Source organism: Thioalkalivibrio sp. ALR17-21, from assembly GCF_000420185.1.
In the GTDB taxonomy this organism is placed as follows: Bacteria; Pseudomonadota; Gammaproteobacteria; order Ectothiorhodospirales; family Ectothiorhodospiraceae; genus Thioalkalivibrio; species Thioalkalivibrio halophilus.
Genome location: NZ_ATUL01000005.1, coordinates 43,891 through 63,766, shown reverse-complemented (window position 1 = coordinate 63,766; position 19,876 = coordinate 43,891). Strand labels below are relative to the sequence as shown.

The window sequence follows — 19,876 nt, the reverse complement described above, 5'->3', positions numbered from 1 at the left end:
GGCGGATCAGTCGGCGGCCGCGGCCGCCACGTCGCGCGCGGCCTGCAACCGGACACGGGTGCGCTCCGGGCCCAGATATTCGCGGATGCGCGGCAGCTCCGGCCCGAAGGTCTGCCCGGACAGCGCCGCGCGCAGCGGCATGAACAGACCGCGACCCTTGCGACCCGTGGCCGCCCCCGCGGCCTTCGCCATTTCAGGGAAATCCCTGCTGGTGTCCAGCGCCTCCAGCGCGACCTCGAACAGCGCCGGCCCGGCGGCCTCGATCTCCCCGCGGGCCGCCTCGCTCAACGGCGGCGGGTCCTCGGCGAAGGCGGCCACCCAGCACCGCGCGTCTTCGACCGATGCGATGTTGTCGCGCGCCAGCGCAATCCACTCCGCGCGCCCGGCCTCCGGCAGCGGTTCCAGCACGCCCAGCCCTGCGAGATGCGCCCGCAGATCCGTGTCCGACAGCGCGCGCAGGGCCTCGGCCTGCCAGTGCTCCAGCTGACGCGGATCGTGGCGCGCAGCCGAATGGCCGATGCGTGCCGGGTCGAAACCCTGCGCCAGCCCCTCCAGCGACAGCAGGCCCTCCTCCTCGTAACGATGACCCAGCCGCGCGAGGTGGTTGAGGATCGCCAGCGGCAGCACCCCGGCCTCGCGCAGCTCGCGGATGCTGGCCGAACCGTTGCGCTTGGACAGCGGGGCCCCGTCATCGCCGTTGACCAGCGGCAGGTGGTGATACCCCGGCGCCGGCAGTTCCAGCGCCTCCAGCAACAGCAGCTGGCGCGGGGTATTGGCGATGTGATCCTCGCCGCGCACCACGTCGGTTACCCCCATCAGGGCATCGTCCACCGCGTTGGAGAAGAAGAACGCCGGCGTGCCGTCCGAACGCCGGATCACGAAGTCGCCGATCTCGTCGGTGCGGAACTTCACCGCGCCGCGCACTCCGTCCTCGAAGCGCACCGTACGCCCCAGCGGCACCCGAAAACGCAGGGTCGGGCGCTGCCCTTCGGCCTCGCGGCGTCGCGCCTCCTCCGGGTCCAGTCCGGCACAGGTGCCGGGGTAGCGCGGCGGCTTGCCCTGGGCACGCATGCGCTTGCGCCCGCGCTCGAGTTCTTCCGGCGTGCAGAAACAGGGATACGCCAGGCCGGCCGCGATCAGCCGGTCGTAGTAGGCCTGGTAGAGCCCCGTACGCTGTGACTGGGCATAGGGGCCGGCGTCGCCGGCGGCCGCGCCGTACCCCTCGTCCCAGTCCAGCCCCAGCCACTGCAGATCCTGCTGCAGCGCCTCGACGAACTCCGCACGCGAGCGTTCCGCATCGGTGTCCTCGATACGCAGCAGGAAATGCCCGCCGCGCGCCCGCGCCAGCAGGGCGCTGAACAGCGCGGTACGCAGATTGCCAAGGTGCAGAAGCCCGGTGGGACTGGGCGCGAAACGGGTGCGGGTCACGGTTGTCGTCATGGCGCGCATGGTAGCCGAGCATCCGGGTGACTGGAACCGGCGGGGGCCCGCGGTTACCATGCCGGCTCCTGATTCCGGAGTGTCGTCATGCCCCGTCCTGTTCTGCCGGCCGGCATCGCCGCGGCCCTCCTGATCCTCGTCCTCAGCTTTCCGGGAGCCCTCATGGCCGAATCCAGCCCCAAGGTCGCGCTTGAAACCACGCACGGCCGCATCGTCCTGCAACTCGATGCCGAAGCCGCGCCGGAGACCGTCGCCAACTTCCTGCAGTACGTCGACGACGGCTTTTACGACGGCACGCTGTTCCATCGCGTGATCCCCGGCTTCATGGTCCAGGGCGGCGGCATGGACAAGGACATGCGCCAGAAGCCCACGCGCGACCCGATCCGCAACGAAGCGGACAACGGCCTGAAGAACAAGGTCGGCGCGGTCTCCATGGCCCGCACCCAGGACCCGCATTCGGCCACCGCCCAGTTCTTCGTCAACGTCAACGACAACGACTTCCTCAACCACACCGCACCCAACCCGCAGGGCTGGGGCTACACGGTGTTCGGCGAAGTGGTCGAGGGCATGGACGTCGTGCGCACCATCGAGGGCGTGCCCACCGGCCGTTCCGGCATGCATCAGGACGTGCCGCAGGAACCCGTGGTCCTGGAAAACGCCCGCCGCGCCGAGTGATCCCGTGAGCGAGACCGCGCCCGCCCTGGTCATCTCCGACCTGCACCTGGAGCGCGAACCCGGCCCGACGCTGAACGCCGCGCTGGCGTTCCTCGACGGCCCGGCGCGGGCCGCCTCGGCCCTGTACATCCTGGGCGACCTGTTCGAGTACTGGGTCGGCGACGACGCCTCGCATCCGGCGGCAGAGCAACTGGCGGCGGCGCTCTCCGCGCTGGAGGCGCCGGTCATGTTCATCCATGGCAACCGCGACTTCCTCGTGGGCCCGGACTACGCCGCCCGCGCCGGCATGACACTCGCCCCCGAGCCGCTGCACGCCACGCTGCCCTGCGGCCCGGCCCTCCTGATGCACGGCGACTCCCTGTGCACCGACGACAGCGAACACATGGCCTTTCGCCAGATGGTGCGCAGCGAGGCCTGGCAACGGGATTTCCTCGGCCAGCCACTGGAACAGCGCATCGCGCGGGCCGAAACCATGCGCGAGGCCAGCCGTCACAACGGGCAGATGAAGGCCGCCGCGATCACCGACGTGAATGGCGAAGCCGTGGCCGCGACCTTTCGCGACGGCGACGTGCCGCTGCTGATCCACGGACACACCCACCGCCCCGCGATCCACGACCTGGAGATCGCCGGCCAGCCGCGTCAGCGCTGCGTGCTGCCGGCCTGGGACGAGCACCCCGGCTTCCTGGAGCTCGGCCCGGAAGGCCCGGTCCTGCGCCAGCTGGACGAAACGCCCTACCCCGCACACCTGCTCCACGCCTGAGACTGTCGCGGGGTTACCCCGGGGCTGCTTCAGCGCCGACCCTGCTGCTCCAGCGCCCCCATCTCCGACTCGGTGAACCCCGCCGCCAGGCGGGCCTCGTGCGCGAACGGCGGCCGGACCCGCCCCGGCATATGTTCGGCCAGCAGCGCCAGGAACAGCGGCTCGGGATCGAACCCTCGCGCATGCGCCAGCTCGCGGAACCAGCGGGTGCCGATCGCCACGTGCGCGACCTCTTCGCGCTGGATGATCTCCAGCAGCGCCACGGTCGCGTGATCGCCCGCCGCCGTCAGGCGCTCGATCATGCCGGGCGTCACATCCAGCCCGCGCGCCTCCAGCACGCGCGGAACCAGCGCCATGCGCACCATCACGTCGTGATCGGTCGCCAGCGCCGCCTCCCACAGGCCGTTATGGGCCGGCAGGTCGCCGTAGTCCGCACCCAGCTCGTGCAGGCGCGCCCGCAGCAGCCGGAAGTGCCGCGCCTCCTCCGCCGCGACCTGCAACCAGTCGCTGACGAACGGCGCCGGCATGTCGCGAAAGCGATACACGGCATCCAGCGCCAGGTTGATCGCGTTGAACTCGATATGCGCGACCGCGTGCACCAGCGCCACCCGCCCGGCCGTCGTGTGCAGCCCGCGCCGCGGCAGTTCCTTCGGGTGCACCAGCACGGGGTGCTCGGGCCGCCCCGGCACCTCCATGCGTTCCGGTGCCGGGGCACTCCCGGCCTCCAGCTCGTCCGCCCACCACCCGCGCATGAGCTCCAGCGCCCGCTCGCACTTGGTCTCCGGGTCCCGTTCGCGCAATGCGGCCTCGGCCGCGCGGTAGACGGCCGGGTGCGGCCGCGGTCTTTCGCTCATGGCATCCCTCTGTCGCTACGCACGGTCAGGCGCGGACGCGCACGTTCACCATCATGTCGTTGTCCTCGTGCTCCAGATTATGACAGTGGAACACGTAGAGCTGATCGCCAGCGTAGTGATGGGTGAAGTCGAGCGCGATACGCACCGTCTCGCCCGGCCACAGCAGGACCGTGTCCTTCCAGCCCAGGTCCGTGACGGTCAGGCCTTCATCGTTCACGGCCTGCTGGCGCACAAAGTCCGGACCGCCCGAGCGTGACAGCACCTGGAACGAGAAGCCATGGATATGCATCGGATGCGGCATACTGCGGTCCGCATTGCGGATCGTCCACACCTCCCGCGTATTGGCATCCACCTCGATCGGCACCCGGTCAGGAGCGTATGTCTCTCCGTTGATGCGCCACTGCATCGGCGCCATGTCCAGACGGATATCCCGTTCGCCGGCATCCGTCACGTCGATGGGCTCGATCCGCGACAAACGCTCGGGCACCTCGGCGGTGACCGCCTCGCCCTCCTGAACCACGAACTCGAGCAGCGCCAGCGGATCGCCGTCGTGCATATTGCCACCCATCATGCGGCCCATACCGCCTCCCATCATGCCGCCACCGGCCATCGGGTCGAATTCCATGCTGTGCAGCTCGACCCGGTCGCCTCCGGCAAACGCGGCGAAGTCGACCAGGACCTCCAGGCGTTCTCCCGGCGACAGGAAGGCCTCGTGGGCCTCCCGGGGCGAGTCCAGCAGGCCCGCGTCCGTGCCAATCACCCGGAACGGGACCGCCTCGCCGTCCACTCGCAGGGCCAGGCGGTAGATCCTGGCGGTCGATCCGTTCAGCAGGCGCAGGCGATGCAGGCGCCGCGCCACTTCATGGGTCGCCGACGGTGTCATGTTCACCAGCACCTCGTCGCCGAGATAGCCCATCATCCGCTGCATCGGGTTCGGCTGGTACACCAGATGGCCAAGCCGGTCGAAGCGCTTGTCCTGCAGTACCAGCGGCAGGTCGGTCGTGCCGAGTTCCAGCCCCAGCGCCTCGTTCAGCGCGTCGTTGTCGTCATCGCTCACCAGCAGGAAGCTCGCCAGCCCCTGGTGGGCCTGGCGCGCAGTCCGGTGATGGGCATGGGTGTGATACCAGTAGGTACCGCCACGGTTGGTCACTTTAAAGCGGTATTCGTACTGCTCACCGGGGTCGACCGTATGGATCGGATGGCCGTCCACCCGGCCCGGAACATGCAGGCCATGCCAGTGGATGATCGTGCCCTCGTCGAGCTGGTTGTCCAGGGTCACGTCCAGTTCATCGCCGGTGCGCAACAAGAGGATCGGATTCTGGTAGTCATGGCCGTTCATCTGCGTCCGGTACCAGAGGAACGGGGTCTCCTCGCGCCCCGGCACCGGCAACCACCCCTGCTCCGCGACCAGAGTGAACGGCTCGTTGGGTGCGAGCACCGCAAACGGGCCGTCGGCGCCGGGCAGAAACAGGGCGTTGTCGAACCGGGGGGCGGACACCGCGTGGTTGAACAGGCTCCAGCCGCCGAATGTGGTGATGACGGGCAGCGCCGCGGCCAGCCCCAGAAACTGACGTCGTTTCATCATTGCTTTTCTCCAGTACGGGATGCCGGCATGCTCCGGCGCAGCAGAATGGAATTGCCGATCACCGAGAGCGAGCTTGCGGTCATCGCGACCACACCGATCATCGGGTGCAGTAGCCCGGCCGCGGCGATCGGGATCGCGGCGGAGTTGTAGCCCCAGGCCCAGAACAGGTTCTGCACGATCTTGCGGAAGGTCAGCCGCGACAGTTGCACGGCCTCCACGACCTTGGTCAATTCTCCGCGTACCAGGGTCACGTCGGCCGCCTCGATGGCCACATCCGCGCCGGCCCCGATCGCAATCCCGACATTCGCCTGCTGCAGGGCCGGGGCGTCGTTGATGCCGTCGCCGACCATTGCCACGTGCTCGCCGTACTCCTTTTGCAACTCGCGGATGGCCTCGACCTTGCCCTCCGGCAGCACGCCGGCGCGCACCTCGTCGATCCCTACCTGAGCGGCCACGGCATTCGCGGTGCGCTCGTTGTCGCCGGTGACCATCACGCAGCGGATGCCGAGGGCATGCAGTTGTTCGATCGCGGCCTGCGACTCTTCCTTGAGCGTATCGGCCACCGCGACAATGCCGGCCGCCTGGTCGCCAATGGCCACCAGCATCGCGGTCTTGCCGGCATCCTCCAGTTCCCGCAACGAACCCAGTAGAGACGACGGGTCCAGCCCCTGCTCCTCCAGTAGCCGTTGGCTGCCCACCAGCACCCGCTCGCCGTCCAGGTGGGCCTCCACTCCACGTGCGGTATGCGACTGGAACTGCTCGACCTCGGCGACCTCCAGCTCCCGGTCCCGCGCGCCCTGCACGATGGCGTCGGCCAGCGGGTGCGCGGAACCGGCCTCGACGGCTGCCGCCGCCCGCAACACGCGGGACTCATCAAAGCCCTCGGCCGCGATGACGTCGGTCAGCGCGGGCTTCCCCCGGGTGATGGTGCCGGTCTTGTCGAGCACGATCACCGCAATGTCCTTCAGCGTCTGGATCGCGGAGCCCGAGCGGATCAGCACGCCGCGCTCGGCCCCCATGCCGGAGCCGACCATCAGCGCGGTGGGCGTGGCCAGCCCCAGCGCACAGGGGCAGGCAATGACCAGAACGGCGATCGCCGCCAGGATCGCCAGCACCAGCGGCGGACGTTCGGAATCGACCCAGGGCAGAAAGCCCTCGCCCCAGATCAGGATCGGCTGCAACGCCCCGGAGAACGCCAGCCAGGCCGCGAAAGCGGCCAGCGCGATGACCAGTACGGCCGGCACGAAGCGTGCGGTGATGCGATCCGCCAGTTCCTGCACCGGCACGCGCGAGCCCTGCGCCTCGTTGACCAGGCGGATCACCTGCGACAGGAAGGTATCGGCCCCCACCCGAGTGGCGCGCACCTTCAGGCGCCCCTGCTGGTTCAGGGTGGCGCCAAGCACGGTGTCGCCCTCGCCTTTGTCCACCGGGACCGACTCGCCGGTGGCAATAGACTCGTCCACGGTGCTCTCGCCCGCCACCACCTCGCCATCGGTGGGTACCTTCTCGCCCGGGCGCACGATCATCACGTCCCCCACCTGGAGCGACTTGACCGACACCTCGACCTCCTCGCCATCACGCTCGACCCGGGCGGTCTTCGCACCCAGATCCAGCAGCTTGCGGATCGCCGAGGAGGCCTCGCCCTTGGCGCGGTACTCCAGATACCGCCCAAGCATGTGGAAGGCCATGATGGTCGCGGCCATCTCGATGAACGAGGTCATCGGATAGACGAAACCAACCAGCCCGATCAGGTAGGGCGGCAGCGAGCCCATGGAGATCAGCACGTCCATGTTCAGATTGCCGCTTTTCAGCGAACGCCAGGCGGAACGATGCGTGGCCGCGCCTCCCGCGAGGAACACCACCGGGAAGGCCAGCAACGCAATGATCAGCAGATAGCCGGGGATCGGCTGCCAGAACATGTGCGGCATCATCAGGACCATGATCGCGATGGTCGGCACCATCGCGAACCACAGACGGTTCCAGGCCTGCTTCACGTAGGCGGCGTCGATCGCCGCGTCGTCCGCCTCGCTGGCGGCATCGTCGGTCTCCACCGCCGCCACGTCATAGCCGGCCCCCTCCACTGCCGCTCGCAGGACCTCGCCATCGGGCCCGTCCGCCGCCACCTCCACTGTGACCCGATGGTCGGAGATGTTGGTGCGTATGGATTCGATCCCGTCGAGCTTCTCGATCGCCGCGCGCACGATGCCGGCGCAGTGATCCGAGCCCATGCCCGGCACCACCAGCCGCACCGAACCGGAACCCCCGGCCTCGCCCTCGACCTGCGCGACGTCGTAGCCGGCGCCCTCCACCGCGGCGCGCAGGCCCTGCGGGTCGACCTGGTCGGGGTCATACCCCACCGTCACCCTATGGCGGGCAATATTGGTCTCCACCGAGGTCACCCCCGGCGTCTTTTCCAGCGCCGCGCGCACGATGCCCCCGCAGTGGTCCGATCCCATACCGGGGACGATCACCACCGCCGCGCGGGCATCCCCCGGCTTCGTTTCCGTTTTCATCGCGAACCTCCTTTAGCGGCTGCTGATCAGGTACTTGATCAAGAACGCGACCCCGAGGATCAGCAGCACAAGAATCAGGGGTCCGATCCAGCCGTGGCCGAAGCCGAGGGCTGTCGTCCAGACAAAACCCTGGTCATGCATCATCGTGTATTGGTCATTCATCAAGGTGTAGCCCTCCCGGGGCGTAGAAACAAACGACGATGCGCGAAACGGCGCACCGCGGCAGCGATCAGCGATCACCGATGCCGGGCCAGGGCCCGGCCGGGGAGGACTCAGAGAGGGGGGCGCAGGTCCGGACCCGCGCGGGCATCGAGGGCCATGGCCACGACACCCGGAACGGGGCCGGAGAGATCGGCAGTGACCGACAGAGTAACGCTGGAAGGCAGGGCCGAAACCCCGCAGATGCCACAGACCGCGCACGGCACCTCGCAGGTCGGGCCTTCGATCGGGATCAGAGAGGCATCCGCATGTAAAACGGCGCCCGGGTCGGCACAGTGGGCTTGCGCGGCCATTGCCGCTCCAGGTTCGCCGTGCAACATCTCTCCACTGGCCACCGGCGTCGCGAACAGCGCGGCGGCGATCAACAGAGTCAGCAAGTAGTGCAGGGCTCGTAACACGGGCGGGCCTGAAAGAAGCATTACAAATGAAAGTATAGCACCGGCGCGGGCAGGACGCCCACGAACTACAGCACCGGCGCCAGCAGATAGGCGGCGCGCGCAGCCACCCGGCGCCATAACGGAAGGTCGTCCACGTCCTGCCGGGTCATCTCGCGCGAACGCGCAAAATCGGCCTCGAACATGCGGGCGGTCTCGCTGGCAAAGGCCGGATCCAGCACCAGTGCCGTGACCTCGAAATTGAGCCGGAACGAGCGGTTGTCCAGGTTCACGGTCCCCACGGCCGCACCCATGTCGTCCACCACGAACGCCTTGCCGTGCAGGAAGCCCTCCTGGTAGCGGTAGACGCGCACACCTGCATCCAGCAGTGGTCCCAGGAAGGCATAGGCCGCATGCGTGGTCAGGGGGTTGTCGGTGACCTCGGGGATCAGCACGCGCACGTCGACGCCGCTGAGTGCGGCCAGCTTGAGCATGCCCTGCACGCCCTCGTCGGGCACAAAATACGGGCTGGCGATCCAGATGCGCCGCTCGGCGGAATGGATCGCCTGCTGCATCATCAGACTGGCGGTCTCGAATTCGTCGGCCGGACCGGAGGGCAGGATCAGCACCGGGACCCCGTCCTCCGCCATGGTCGCCGGCTTCCATTCCAGCTCCGGGACCGCCTCGGTGGCCCAGTGCCAGTCCTCCAGGAACACCGACTGCAACGCGAGGGCGGACGGCCCCGCAATCCGCAGGTGGGTGTCGCGCCAGGCACCGATTTCCGGATCGCGGCCCAGGTACTCGTCGCCCACGTTCAGCCCGCCGACCCAGGCCTGCTCGCCATCGGCGACCACAATCTTGCGATGATTGCGGAAGTTCAGCTGGAAGCGATTGCCGCGTCCGCGGGTGGAGTGAAAGTGCTGCACATGGACGCCCGCCTCCCGCAGGGTGTCCAGGTAGCTCCCGGGCAGGCGGTAGCTCCCGATCTCGTCATACAGGAAATAGACGTCGACACCGGCCTCGGCACGCTCCACCAGCCGCCGTTGGAGTTCGCGCCCGAGATCGTCGTCACGCACGATATAGAACTGCACCAGCAGGTAGCGCTCGGCCTGCTCGATCCCCCGGAAGATGCTGTCGAAGGTCGCCTCGCCGTCCACCAGCAGCTCGACCTCGTTACCGTGGAGAAACGGCCAGCGGGCCAGCTGCTGTACGCCGTCCAGGTGCTTGCTCGGTTCCTGCGCGACGTACTGGTGTGACCACAGCTCCTCGGTCTTCGGCTGCAGCGCGCGGGCGAGACTCGAGTCCTCGTCGCGCCGCGCGACCACATAGCCGCGAAACTCGCTGGCGCCGAATACCCAGTAGGCCGGCACCGCCACATAGGGCACGGTGTTGAGCGAGACGATCCAGGCAACCGCCCCTTGCGGCGTCCGGGTGGACATCAGCGCATCCAGCGACGAAAGGAACCCCAGCAGGTGGAACCCGATGACGACCGTCAGCAGAATGCGCCAGCGCGGCCGGCGGCGCGCAGACTTGACGCACCGGTTGTCCGAGTCGCTCGACATGCCCGCGGGACCCGTCAGGCCAGCGGTTCAGAGCGCGTCGAGGCCGCGGGCCAGATCACGCTGGATGTCGGCGACCGCCTCCAGCCCGACGGCCACGCGCACCATGGCTTCGGTGATGCCCTGGGCCTCGCGCTTGTCCGGGTCCACGCGGCCGTGGGTGGTAGTCGCCGGGTGGGTGATCGTAGTCTTGGCGTCGCCCAGGTTGGCGGTGATCGACAGGAACCGGGTGGCGTCGATCACCGACCAGGCGGCCTCACGTCCTCCGGCGACCTCGAAACTCAGCACGCCACCGAAACCGCTTTGCTGCTGCTTCGCGATCGCGTGCTGCGGGTGATCCGGAAGGCCCGGATAATGCACCGCCGTGACCTTTGGATGGGCCTGCAGCCACTGCGCCAGGGCCAGCGCATTATCGCTGTGGGCACGCATGCGCAGGGACAGGGTTTCCAGCCCCTTCAGGAACACCCAGGCGTTGAATGGCGACAGCGTCGGACCGGCCGTGCGCAGGAAGCCGTAGACATCCTTGCCCACACGCTCGGCGTCGCCCACCACCGCGCCGCCCAGACAGCGGCCCTGGCCGTCGAGGAACTTGGTCGCCGAGTGGATGATAATGTCGGCACCCAGATCCAGCGGGCGCTGCAGAATGGGCGTGCAGAAGCAGTTGTCCACCGCCAGCAGCGCGTCATGACGATGCGCGATCTCCGCCAGCGCAGCGATGTCCACCACCTCGCCCAGCGGGTTGGAGGGCGTCTCGCAGAAGTACAGCCGGGTGTTCGGTTGGGTCGCGGCCTCCCAGGCCTCGAGGTTCGAGAGCTCGACGTAGGTCACCTCGACGCCGAAGCGGGCGAGGTAGTTGTTGAACAGCACCGTGGTGGTGCCGAACACCGAACGCGAGCAGACCACGTGATCGCCGGCTTGCAAAAGCCCCATCATGGTCGCGAGGATCGCGGACATGCCGGAGGCGGTGGCCACACAGGCCTCTCCGCCTTCCAGCGCCGCGAGGCGTTCCTGGAAGGTCCTCACGGTGGGGTTGGTGAAGCGCGAATAGATGTTGCCGGGGACCTCGCCCGAGAACCGGGCGGCGGCCTCCGCCGCGCTGTCGAACACGAAGCTGGAGGTCGGGAAGATCGCCTCGGAGTGTTCCTGTTCCGGGGTCCGGTGGTAACCGTGGCGAATGGCGACGGTAGCGGGATCGTAGTCGGCGGGGTCGAATTCGTGCATCGGGGCTTCCTGGCTCGCGTGAACGGGCCAGTTTACGGATGCCCGGCAGCGCTCGCTACGCCGGGCGCAGGCGCCCCGCCACCCGGGTGAGCAGCTCGTAGCCGATGGTGCCCGCGGCACGCGCCACACGTTCCACCGGCAGCCCCTCGCCCCACAGGGTGGCGAGGTCCCCCACCCCGGCCTCGGGAACGTCGGACAGGTCGACCGCGAGCATATCCATCGAGACCCGCCCGACCAGCGGGCAGAGCTGACCGCGTACCCGCACCGGCGTGCCGGTGGGGGCATGGCGCGGGTAACCGTCCGCATAGCCCATGGCCACGATGCCGATGCGCTCGCCGCCATGCGCGGCCCAGGTGGCGCCGTAGCCGACCCCGTCGCCGGGGACCGGATGCTGGATCCCGATGATCGGGGCCTGCACGGTCATCACCGGACGCAGGTCGGCATCCGGGCCCTCCGGCGGGGCCTCCGCCGGAACCGAGGCCGGGTGACAGCCGTAGAGCATGATGCCCGGACGGGCGCGGAAGGCTTCGTCCGCGCCGTGGCCGACCCCGCGCCCCCAGCCGGCGAACAGCGACGCCGAATTGGCCAGGGAGCGCGCGCCGGAGCGTCCCGCCACGGCCGTGGCGAAGGCCGACAGTTGCGCCGCGTTGTGGTCATCCGCCGGGTCGTCGGCACAGGCCATGTGGGTCATCCAGTGCAGGCCGCACCCGCCGTGGCCGGCCGCCCGCAGGGCACGTTCCACGGCATCGGCTTCGGCCGGGGCAAATCCCAGTCGATTCATCCCGGTGTTGAGCTTGATCCAGACCTCGGGCAGGACGACGCTGGCGGCGTCCAGCGCTTCCAGCTGCGCCGGAGCATGCACCGCCGGCTGCAGCGCGAGCTCCGCACAACGGCGAAACCCGGCGGAGTCCCGCCCGCCCTGCAGCACCAGCAGCGGGCCATCGAATCCGCTCCGCCGCAGGACCTCGGCTTCCTCCACCGCGGACACGGCCAGCCCGTCGGCCACTTCGCCCAGTGACTGCGCCGCCCAATCGAGACCATGGCCATAGCCCTCGGCCTTGATCACCGGCCACATCGCGACCTCCGGGGCGAGCCCGCGGGCCACCTCCAGGTTGTGGCGCAGGGCTCCGGAATCGAGCTGGATGCTGGCCGCCCGTTGCATGTCGTGACTAGCCCTCCGGGCCCACCTCGCCGTACACGTCCGGGGCGTAGTTCTCGAAACGGGTAAACTGGCCGCGGAAGGTCAGCCGCACGGTGCCGATCGGCCCGTTACGCTGCTTGCCGATGATGATCTCGGCGGTCCCCTTGTCCGGCGATTCCTCGTTATAGACCTCGTCGCGATAAACGAACGCGATGATGTCTGCGTCCTGTTCAATCGCTCCCGATTCGCGCAGGTCGGACATCACCGGGCGCTTGTTGGGGCGCTGCTCCAGCGAACGGTTGAGCTGGGACAGGGCGATCACCGGCACCTCCAGCTCCTTGGCCAGACCCTTCAGCGAGCGCGAGATCTCGGAGATCTCGTGCGCGCGATTCTCGCCGGAGCCGGGGTGCTGCATCAGCTGCAGGTAGTCGACCACGATCAGCTTGAGGCCCTGGTGCTCGCGCATCAGGCGCCGCGCACGGGCACGCAGCTCGGTGGGCGTCAGAGCCGGGGTGTCGTCGACGAACAACGGCGCCCCGGAGAGCATCTGCACCGCACTGGTGAGGCGCGGCCAGTCGCCGTCGTCCAGGCGCCCGGAACGCAGCTTCTGCTGGTTGATCCGGCCCATGGAGGACAACAGGCGCATCGCGATCTGCTCGCCCGGCATCTCCATGGAGAAGATCGCCACCGGTTCCTGATTCTTCATCGCCACGTATTCGGCGATGTTCATCGCGAAACTGGTCTTGCCCATCGACGGGCGTCCCGCAACGATCACCAGATCGGAAGGGTTGAGCCCCGAGGTGAGCTCGTCCAGATCCTGATAACCGGTCGCGATGCCGGTGATCGGGCTGGTGCTCTCGTAGAGGAACTCGATCTGCTCGACGGCGGACGCCAGCAGCGGCTTCATGCCGCGAAAGCCCTGGGCCCCGCGCGCGCCCAGCTCGGCGATCCGGAACACCTTCTGTTCCGCCTCGTCCAGCAACTGCTTGGAATCGCGGCCCTCGGGCACGAACGCCGAATCGGCGATCTCGGTGCCGACCGTGATCAGAGAGCGCAGTATGGAGCGTTCGCGGACGATGTCCGCATAGGCCACGATATTCGCGGCCGAAGGGGTGTCACTGGCAAGCTGGCCGAGATAGGCCATGCCGCCGGCGGCTTCCAGCTCGGCGGTGCGTTCCAACTGTTCGGAAACCGTCACCACGTCGAACGGAGCATTGCGCTCCGCCAGCTGCCCGATCGCCCGGAACAGCACGCGGTGGTCATGCCGATAGAAGTCGTCCGCGGTAATGCGGTCGGCGACCCGGTCCCATGCTCCGTTGTCGAGCATCAGACCGCCGAGGACGGACTGCTCCGCCTCCTGGGAATGCGGCGGGACGCGCGGCATGTCGGTCATCGCCATGCCGTGTCCCCGCCGCCATCATGCGGGCCCGCGGCGGCAGCGGCCCGCCCGGCGGTCCGCCCGTCCGCCATCGGGAGCCTCACTCCTCGGGGGTGACGATGACGCGGATTTCCGCGTCGACACCCGAGTACAGGTGGACGCCCACCTCGAACTCGCCGGTCGCCCGCAGCGGCCCCTCGGGCATGCGCACTTCCTTTTTCTCCACTTCCACACCCTTCGCCGTCAGCGCGTCGGCGATGTCGGCCGGGCTCACCGAGCCGAACAGCTTGCCTTCGGCACCGACCTTGGCCCGGATCTCCAGATCCATGCCGTCGAGCTTTTCGCGACGGGCTTCGGCGGCCGCCACGGCCTCGGCCGCGGCCTTTTCCAGCTCGGCACGGCGCGCCTCGAATTCGGCGATGTTCTCCGCGGTGGCGAAGGCCGCCTTGCCCTGCGGCAGGAGGTAGTTGCGCGCAAAACCGGGGCGCACGCGGACGCGATCGCCCAGCCCGCCCAGGTTGTCGATCTTTTCCAGCAGAATGACTTCCATCTTGGTCTTCCCGTCAACGATTGAACCAGCGACCCGAGGTCGGGCCGTATTCTACACCGTGTGCCGCGCCGGCCGAACCGCGCGCGTCACACGCTCAGGATTCCGGGGGATCGTCGCCGGCATCGCGCTCGCGACCGATCCCCATGCGCCGGCGGATATCCGCCCACGCGTCGATGACCCCGATGGTGGCCAGCAGCAGGAACATCTGCGGCAACGCCAGGGCCATCAAAACGTACATGCCCACCAGCCAGAACACGCTCATGCCCTGGCCATGCGTCAGCGCATGCATCAGGGCGATCCCCTGGAGGAAGAAGAGCACCCCCAGGATGAACGCCAGCTCCATCGCCAGCGGCGACGGCACCAGCTGCCCCACCGCGAGCAGCACGACCGCTGCGGCGCTGACGCCCGGCCCCAGCTGCAGGGCGCGGAATTCCGCGCCGAAGGCCCCCGGGTTGTACAGCGCCGACTGCCAGTAGCGGGCGATCAGCATCGCCAGGGTCACGCTCAGCAGCACGATGCCCGCCAGCAGCCCGGCCAGGTAGGGCGCGAGGTCGGCAAGCACCGCCTCGAGCTCTTCGCGCGCCGCCGCCTCGCCGGACTCCACCAGCGGCGCCAGCAACTCCATGCCGGCCCGCACCCAGAAGGCCTCGGCATCCGGCACCAGGGCGTGCATCAGCAGCACCCCGGCGCCGGCGACCAGCGCCCCGGCCTTGAGGGTGATGCGCCAGGACACCGTGCGCCGCAACAGTTCCGCCAGCAGGGCCACCGGCAACCACTGGATGACACCGGCCAGCAGCACCGCCGGTCCCGGTGTTCCGGGGCTCGCACCCCACAGGGCGGCGCCCAGCAGGCCGGAGGCGATCGCGAGGACGATCAGGGCCTGAGTCAGCCCCAGCCGCAGCCCGACCAGGGCCACCAGGGCACTGCTGACGATGGACACCGGCGGCAGGAACAGCCCGGCAATACCAAAGCCGGCGACCGCACCCACGGCGCGGCCCCGGCTCTTCATCGCGAATTCGGCGAGGATCTGCATGACCGTTGCACTCCGCCCCCCGGGCGGCGATCAGGCAGCGTTCAGGCGCCGATCAATGCGTATCGCTGTACGGAAGCAGCGCGAGAAAACGCGCACGCTTGACCGCCGTGGACAGCTGACGCTGGTACTTGGCGCTGGTGCCGGTGACGCGGCTGGGCACGATCTTGCCGGTCTCGGTGATGTAATTCTTCAGCAGGTTCAGGTCCTTGTAATCGATGTACTCGATACCTTCGGCGGTGAACCGGCAGAACTTGCGACGACGCGGGAAACGGGCCATGTCCGATCTCCTTCAGTAAACGGGGGTGGGGTTCGGGATCACTCGTCGGCGGGGGCTTCGGCCGACTCGTCCGCGGAGGCGTCCTCGCGGCGGCGGCTGCCCTTGCCTTCTTCTTCCTCGCGGCCCTTGGCCAGCGGGGACGCTTCGGTGATCGCACGATCCATGCGGATGGACAGGTGACGCAGCACCGCATCGTTGAAGCGGAAGGCGCTGTCGAGCTCTTCCATCGCGGCCTCGTCGGCCTCGATGTTCATCAGCACGTAGTGGGCCTTGACCAGCTTCTGGATGGGGTAGGCGAGCTGCCGGCGGCCCCAGTCCTCCAGACGGTGGACCGTGCCGCTGTGGCCTTCCACCAGACCCTTGTAGCGCTCGATCATCGCCGGGACCTGCTCGCTCTGGTCGGGATGGACCAGAAACACGACTTCATAGTGACGCATATCCAACTCCTTGCGGGTAACAGCCTCCCGGTGCGCCGGTGAGGCAAGGAACCGCCCTAACGACGGGCGGAAAGGCGCAATACGTTAACCGATGTTGCCCGCGGTCACAACACGGCGCTGGCGCCGGACTTCGAACAGGGACACGCCGGTGGCGACCGAAACGTTCAGGCTCTCCACGGTGCCGACCATGGGAATGTGCGCCAGATGATCACAGGCCTCGCGGGTCAGGCGCCGCAGCCCCTCGCCCTCGGCGCCCATGACGATCGCGGCAGGCATGCGCAGATCGACGTCGTACAACGCCTGCTGCGCCTCGCCGTCCAGCCCTGTGGCCCACATGCCGGCTTCCTTCAGCGCGGCGAGGGTGCGGGCGAGATTGCCCACGCTCACCACCGGCACGGTCTCCGCCGCGCCGGAGGCGACCTTGATCGCCGCCGGGGTCAATGGAGCACTGTGGTGGCGCGGGACGACCAGGGCCCCGGCGCCTGCGGCGTCCGCCGTGCGCAGGCAGGCGCCGAGGTTGTGCGGATCGGTGACGCCATCCAGCACCAGCACCAGATCCAGGCCCGCCTCCACGCGTTCGCGCAGCTCGCGTTCGTCCACCACCGGGCGCGGCGCACAGTGCACGATCACGCCCTGGTGCTGAAATCCGGGGTGCTGCTGGTCCAGGCGCTCGCGGGCCACCCGCTCCACCGCCACCCCCAGGGCACCGGCGCGCTCCAGGATGCGCTGCAGGGACGCATCCACCTCGCCGCGCGCGAGCTGCAGGCTCTTGATCCGCTCCGGAGCACGCTCGAGCAGCGACGCCACCGCATGGATCCCGCCGAAGGCCTCGCCCCGGGAGCGCCCCTTTCCGCCGCTACGGCTCATCCCGCCCGTCCCCGCATTTTCGGTCGTGGTACGGACATGGCGCCCGGAACGGCGCCGGAAACGCCAGGCATCCGTGCATCACTCAGGAGGAGGAGGCCGGGCGACGGCGACGGCTCCGGCGCCGCCCCGGCTTGCCCCCGGTTTCACCGTCTCCGGAGCCGCCCTGGCCGGTGGCATCCTCGTCAGGGATGGTGTTGCCATCCTTGTCCGGAACGGCCTCGGCCTCCGGAAGCCGCTCGTTGCCCGGCTCCGGGGCATCTGCGGAGTCCTCGTCGGAGGCACCCCCGCCGGCACCCTGCGCGGCGGCGTCACCCTCCTCCGCGGAAGGCTTGCTGCGCCGACGGCCGCGCCGCCGGCCCTTCTTCTTCGGTGCGTCGTCACCGGCGGGCTCCGGCGCCAATTCAGGGGCCGATTCAGGGGCCGATTCCGCGGCTGCGTGTTCGCCTTCGCTGTCGGCGGGTGCCGAATCGTCGGACGCCGGGCCCGCATCCGGGCCCGCATCCGGCCCCCCGCCCGCCTCCGCATCGCCTCCTCTGGCGCGACGCTTGCGACGGGCGTTGTCGCGGGCGCTGCCACGCTTCTTCCCGCCGGCACCGGGACCTCCGCCCGGGCCCTTGCGACCGGCCGGGCGCGCGGCGGGTGCAGCCTTCTCCGCCGGCTTCGACTCGCCGGCCAGCGCCAGGTCGATCTTGCGGTCATCCAGACTCACCCGCACCAGCTGGACCTGGAGCTCGTCACCGATGCGGAACACGCGACCGGCGCGCTCGCCCGTGAGGGTATGGCGCTTGGGATCGAAGTGGTAGAAATCGTTATCGAGGCTGGAGACATGCACCAGGCCTTCGATGTACACCCCCTGAATCTCCACGAACAGGCCGAAGCCGGTCACGCCCGAGACGATGCCGGTAAACACGTCCCCGACCTTGTCCTGCATGTACTCGGCCTTCAGCCAGGCCTCCACATCGCGCGTGGCGTCCTCGGCACGGCGCTCGGCCATCGAGCAGTGCTCGCCGAGGCCCTCCATGCGCTGGTGGGTATAGGGGAAGCCCTTGTTGCTGCCATTGCGCAGTACGTGCCGGATGCCCCGATGGACCAGCAGGTCCGGATAACGCCGGATCGGCGAGGTGAAGTGCGCGTAGTCATCCAGCGCCAGACCAAAGTGGCCGCCGAGCTCCGGCGAATACACCGCCTGCGACAGCGAACGCAAAAGCACGGTCTGGATCAACTTCTGGTCCGTGCGCTGCTTCGCCGCTTTCAGCACCTCCGTATAGTCCCGCGGGCTGGGCTCGTCGCCCCCGCCCAGGGACAGACCTGCGCCATTGAGGAATTCGCGCAGCTCCTCGACCTTCTCTGCGGGCGGCTGATCGTGGTTGCGGTAAAGCGCCGGGACCTTGTGCTTCTTGAGGAAGCGCGCGGCGGCCACGTTCGCCATGATCATGCATTCCTCGACCAGGCGATGGGCATCGGTACGCTCCACCGGGACGATGCGTTCGATCTTGCGGTCCTCGCCGAACACGATCTGCGTCTCGGTGGAATCGAAATCGATCGCACCACGGCGGTTGCGCGCCGCGTGCAGCGCCTTGAACACCCGGTGCAGCTCCTCGACATGCGGCAGCACCGCCGCGTATTTCTCGCGCAGCGGCTCATCCCCGGCCAGCATCGCGGCCACATCGTCATAGATCAGCCGGGCATGCGAGCGAATCACGCCCTCGTGGAAACGGTAGCTCTTCAGCGCCCCGCGGGCACCGATCTCCATCTCGCAGACCATGCTCAGGCGGTCGACGTCCGGATTCAGCGAGCACAGCCCGTTGGACAGCGCCTCGGGCAGCATCGGGATCACCTGCTCGGGGAAATACGCCGAGGTCGCGCGATTGACCGCCTCGCGGTCCAGCGCCGAGTCCGGCTCGACGTAGTGCGACACATCGGCGATCGCGACCCACAGCCGCCAGCCCTTGCCTTCGGGCTCGCAATACAGGGCATCGTCAAAGTCCCGCGCATCGCTGCCGTCGATGGTCACGAACGGCTTGTCGCGCAGATCCAGCCGACCCTTCTTCGCCTTTTCCGGCACCGAATCGCCCAGCTTGTCCGCCGCTTCGGTGACCTCCTCCGGCCATTCGAACGGCAGCCCCTGGGCACGGATCGCGATGTCGATCTCCATCCCCGGTGCCATGTGCTCGCCCAGGACCTCCACCACATCACCGCGCAGACGCGACTTGCGCGACGCCATCTCGCGGATGCGCACGACCACGATCTGGTCGTCCTGCGCCTCGCCCAGACCGTCCGGCGGTACCAGGATCTCGTGGGTGATGCGCTTGTTGTCGGGGGTCAGCAGGCCCACGCCGTCCTCGATGCGCAGACGCCCGACCACCTGGGTGGTGTTACGCTCCAGCACCTCGACGATGCCGCCCTCACGACGCCCGCGCCGGTCCACGCCCATGACGCGCGCCACCGCGCGGTCCCCGTGGAACACCCCGCGCATCTGCTTCGGCGACAGGAACAGGTCGTCATCCTGCTCGTCCGGCACCAGGAAACCAAAGCCGTCGGGATGGCCGATCACGCGCCCGCGGATCAGGTCTTCCTGATTGACCGGGAGGTAGGCACCCCGACGGTTGCACAGAGCCTGGCCGTCACGCTCCATTGCCTTGAGCCGCCGGCGCAGGGCCTCCAGACGTTCCTCGTCCTCGATACCGAGACGCCCGGCGATTTCCTCAAAGGACAGCGGATTCCCCTCGAGCTGCAGCAGGTCGAGGATGTACTCGCGGCTGGGGATGGGGTTGTCGTACTTCTGCGCCTCGCGTTCGAGGTTGGGGTCGATCTGCGGCTTGCTGCGTTTTCCTGGCATTCAGTGAACTCTTTCTTCTGGTGTTGTGCCGCGCACCCGAGGTGCCTGCGGCAGTGACAGGCCGGAGCCGGCCCGGTGCCCATTATGGCCCCGATGCGGCGCGGGCGCATTTCTTTCACCTGCGGATGCCGCAGGGTTTGACAGATCCGCCAGC

The 19,876-nt window shown here is 68.6% G+C and carries 18 protein-coding genes; 2 read left to right on the top strand and 16 right to left on the bottom strand.

The annotated features are described in order from the left end of the window. Positions 1-6: 6 nt before the first annotated feature. A complete protein-coding gene (gltX, locus tag G020_RS0103880) occupies positions 7-1,449 on the bottom strand; it encodes a glutamate--tRNA ligase (protein WP_024328728.1) in 1,443 nt (480 codons plus the stop codon). A gap of 153 nt (positions 1,450-1,602) precedes the next feature. Between gltX and G020_RS0103875 the strand changes: the two genes are divergently transcribed. Further along, the gene (locus tag G020_RS0103875; protein WP_024328727.1) at positions 1,603-2,115 is read left to right on the top strand and encodes a peptidylprolyl isomerase; all 513 of its coding nucleotides are present in this window, start codon (positions 1,603-1,605) and stop codon (positions 2,113-2,115) included. Between the two features lie 4 nt (positions 2,116-2,119). Further along, a complete protein-coding gene (locus G020_RS0103870) occupies positions 2,120-2,875 on the top strand; it encodes a UDP-2,3-diacylglucosamine diphosphatase (RefSeq protein WP_024328726.1) in 756 nt (251 codons plus the stop codon). Between the two features lie 29 nt (positions 2,876-2,904). Here G020_RS0103870 and G020_RS0103865 read toward each other — a convergent pair whose 3' ends face one another. From G020_RS0103865 to rnr, 15 genes are all read right to left on the bottom strand, one after another. After that, the gene (locus tag G020_RS0103865) at positions 2,905-3,729 is read right to left on the bottom strand and encodes a ferritin-like domain-containing protein (RefSeq protein WP_018946858.1); all 825 of its coding nucleotides are present in this window, start codon (positions 3,727-3,729) and stop codon (positions 2,905-2,907) included. Positions 3,730-3,754: 25 nt separating this feature from the next. Further along, positions 3,755-5,314: a multicopper oxidase family protein gene (locus G020_RS0103860; RefSeq protein ID WP_024328725.1), complete on the bottom strand. Its 1,560-nt coding sequence runs from the start codon at positions 5,312-5,314 to the stop codon at positions 3,755-3,757. Then, complete coding sequence (locus tag G020_RS0103855) at positions 5,311-7,827, bottom strand: heavy metal translocating P-type ATPase (protein ID WP_024328724.1); 2,517 nt, start codon at positions 7,825-7,827, stop codon at positions 5,311-5,313. The genes G020_RS0103860 and G020_RS0103855 overlap by 4 nt, the downstream gene beginning before the upstream one ends. 12 nt (positions 7,828-7,839) lie before the next feature. Continuing rightward, complete coding sequence (locus G020_RS15220; protein WP_156002683.1) at positions 7,840-7,989, bottom strand: hypothetical protein; 150 nt, start codon at positions 7,987-7,989, stop codon at positions 7,840-7,842. A 110-nt stretch (positions 7,990-8,099) separates the two neighbouring features. Then, positions 8,100-8,423, bottom strand: coding sequence for a hypothetical protein (locus G020_RS15215; protein WP_156002680.1), 324 nt, complete (start codon positions 8,421-8,423; stop codon positions 8,100-8,102). An 86-nt stretch (positions 8,424-8,509) separates the two neighbouring features. Further along, on the bottom strand, positions 8,510-9,982 hold the full coding sequence (gene cls, locus G020_RS0103840; protein ID WP_024328722.1) for a cardiolipin synthase: 1,473 nt from the start codon (positions 9,980-9,982) through the stop codon (positions 8,510-8,512). A gap of 27 nt (positions 9,983-10,009) precedes the next feature. Further along, positions 10,010-11,200, bottom strand: coding sequence for an O-succinylhomoserine sulfhydrylase (locus G020_RS0103835; RefSeq protein ID WP_024328721.1), 1,191 nt, complete (start codon positions 11,198-11,200; stop codon positions 10,010-10,012). A 55-nt stretch (positions 11,201-11,255) separates the two neighbouring features. After that, entirely contained in the window at positions 11,256-12,362 is a 1,107-nt protein-coding gene (gene alr, locus G020_RS0103830; protein WP_024328720.1) for an alanine racemase, read from the bottom strand. A gap of 7 nt (positions 12,363-12,369) precedes the next feature. Further along, entirely contained in the window at positions 12,370-13,734 is a 1,365-nt protein-coding gene (dnaB, locus tag G020_RS0103825) for a replicative DNA helicase (RefSeq protein WP_024328719.1), read from the bottom strand. An 85-nt stretch (positions 13,735-13,819) separates the two neighbouring features. Further along, positions 13,820-14,269, bottom strand: coding sequence for a 50S ribosomal protein L9 (gene rplI / locus G020_RS0103820; RefSeq protein WP_018946848.1), 450 nt, complete (start codon positions 14,267-14,269; stop codon positions 13,820-13,822). Positions 14,270-14,363: 94 nt separating this feature from the next. Next, positions 14,364-15,302, bottom strand: coding sequence for a hypothetical protein (locus G020_RS0103815; protein WP_024328718.1), 939 nt, complete (start codon positions 15,300-15,302; stop codon positions 14,364-14,366). 52 nt (positions 15,303-15,354) lie between these two features. Beyond that, positions 15,355-15,579 (bottom strand): 30S ribosomal protein S18, encoded by a 225-nt coding sequence (rpsR, locus tag G020_RS0103810; RefSeq protein ID WP_018870342.1) that lies wholly within the window; start codon positions 15,577-15,579, stop codon positions 15,355-15,357. 38 nt (positions 15,580-15,617) lie between these two features. After that, positions 15,618-16,016, bottom strand: coding sequence for a 30S ribosomal protein S6 (rpsF, locus tag G020_RS0103805; protein ID WP_018870343.1), 399 nt, complete (start codon positions 16,014-16,016; stop codon positions 15,618-15,620). A gap of 84 nt (positions 16,017-16,100) precedes the next feature. Further along, positions 16,101-16,883, bottom strand: a complete 783-nt coding sequence (gene rlmB, locus G020_RS0103800; RefSeq protein WP_024328717.1) for a 23S rRNA (guanosine(2251)-2'-O)-methyltransferase RlmB — start codon at positions 16,881-16,883, stop codon at positions 16,101-16,103. Between the two features lie 82 nt (positions 16,884-16,965). Continuing rightward, positions 16,966-19,722: a ribonuclease R gene (gene rnr / locus G020_RS0103795; protein ID WP_024328716.1), complete on the bottom strand. Its 2,757-nt coding sequence runs from the start codon at positions 19,720-19,722 to the stop codon at positions 16,966-16,968. Between the last annotated feature and the right edge of the window lie 154 nt (positions 19,723-19,876).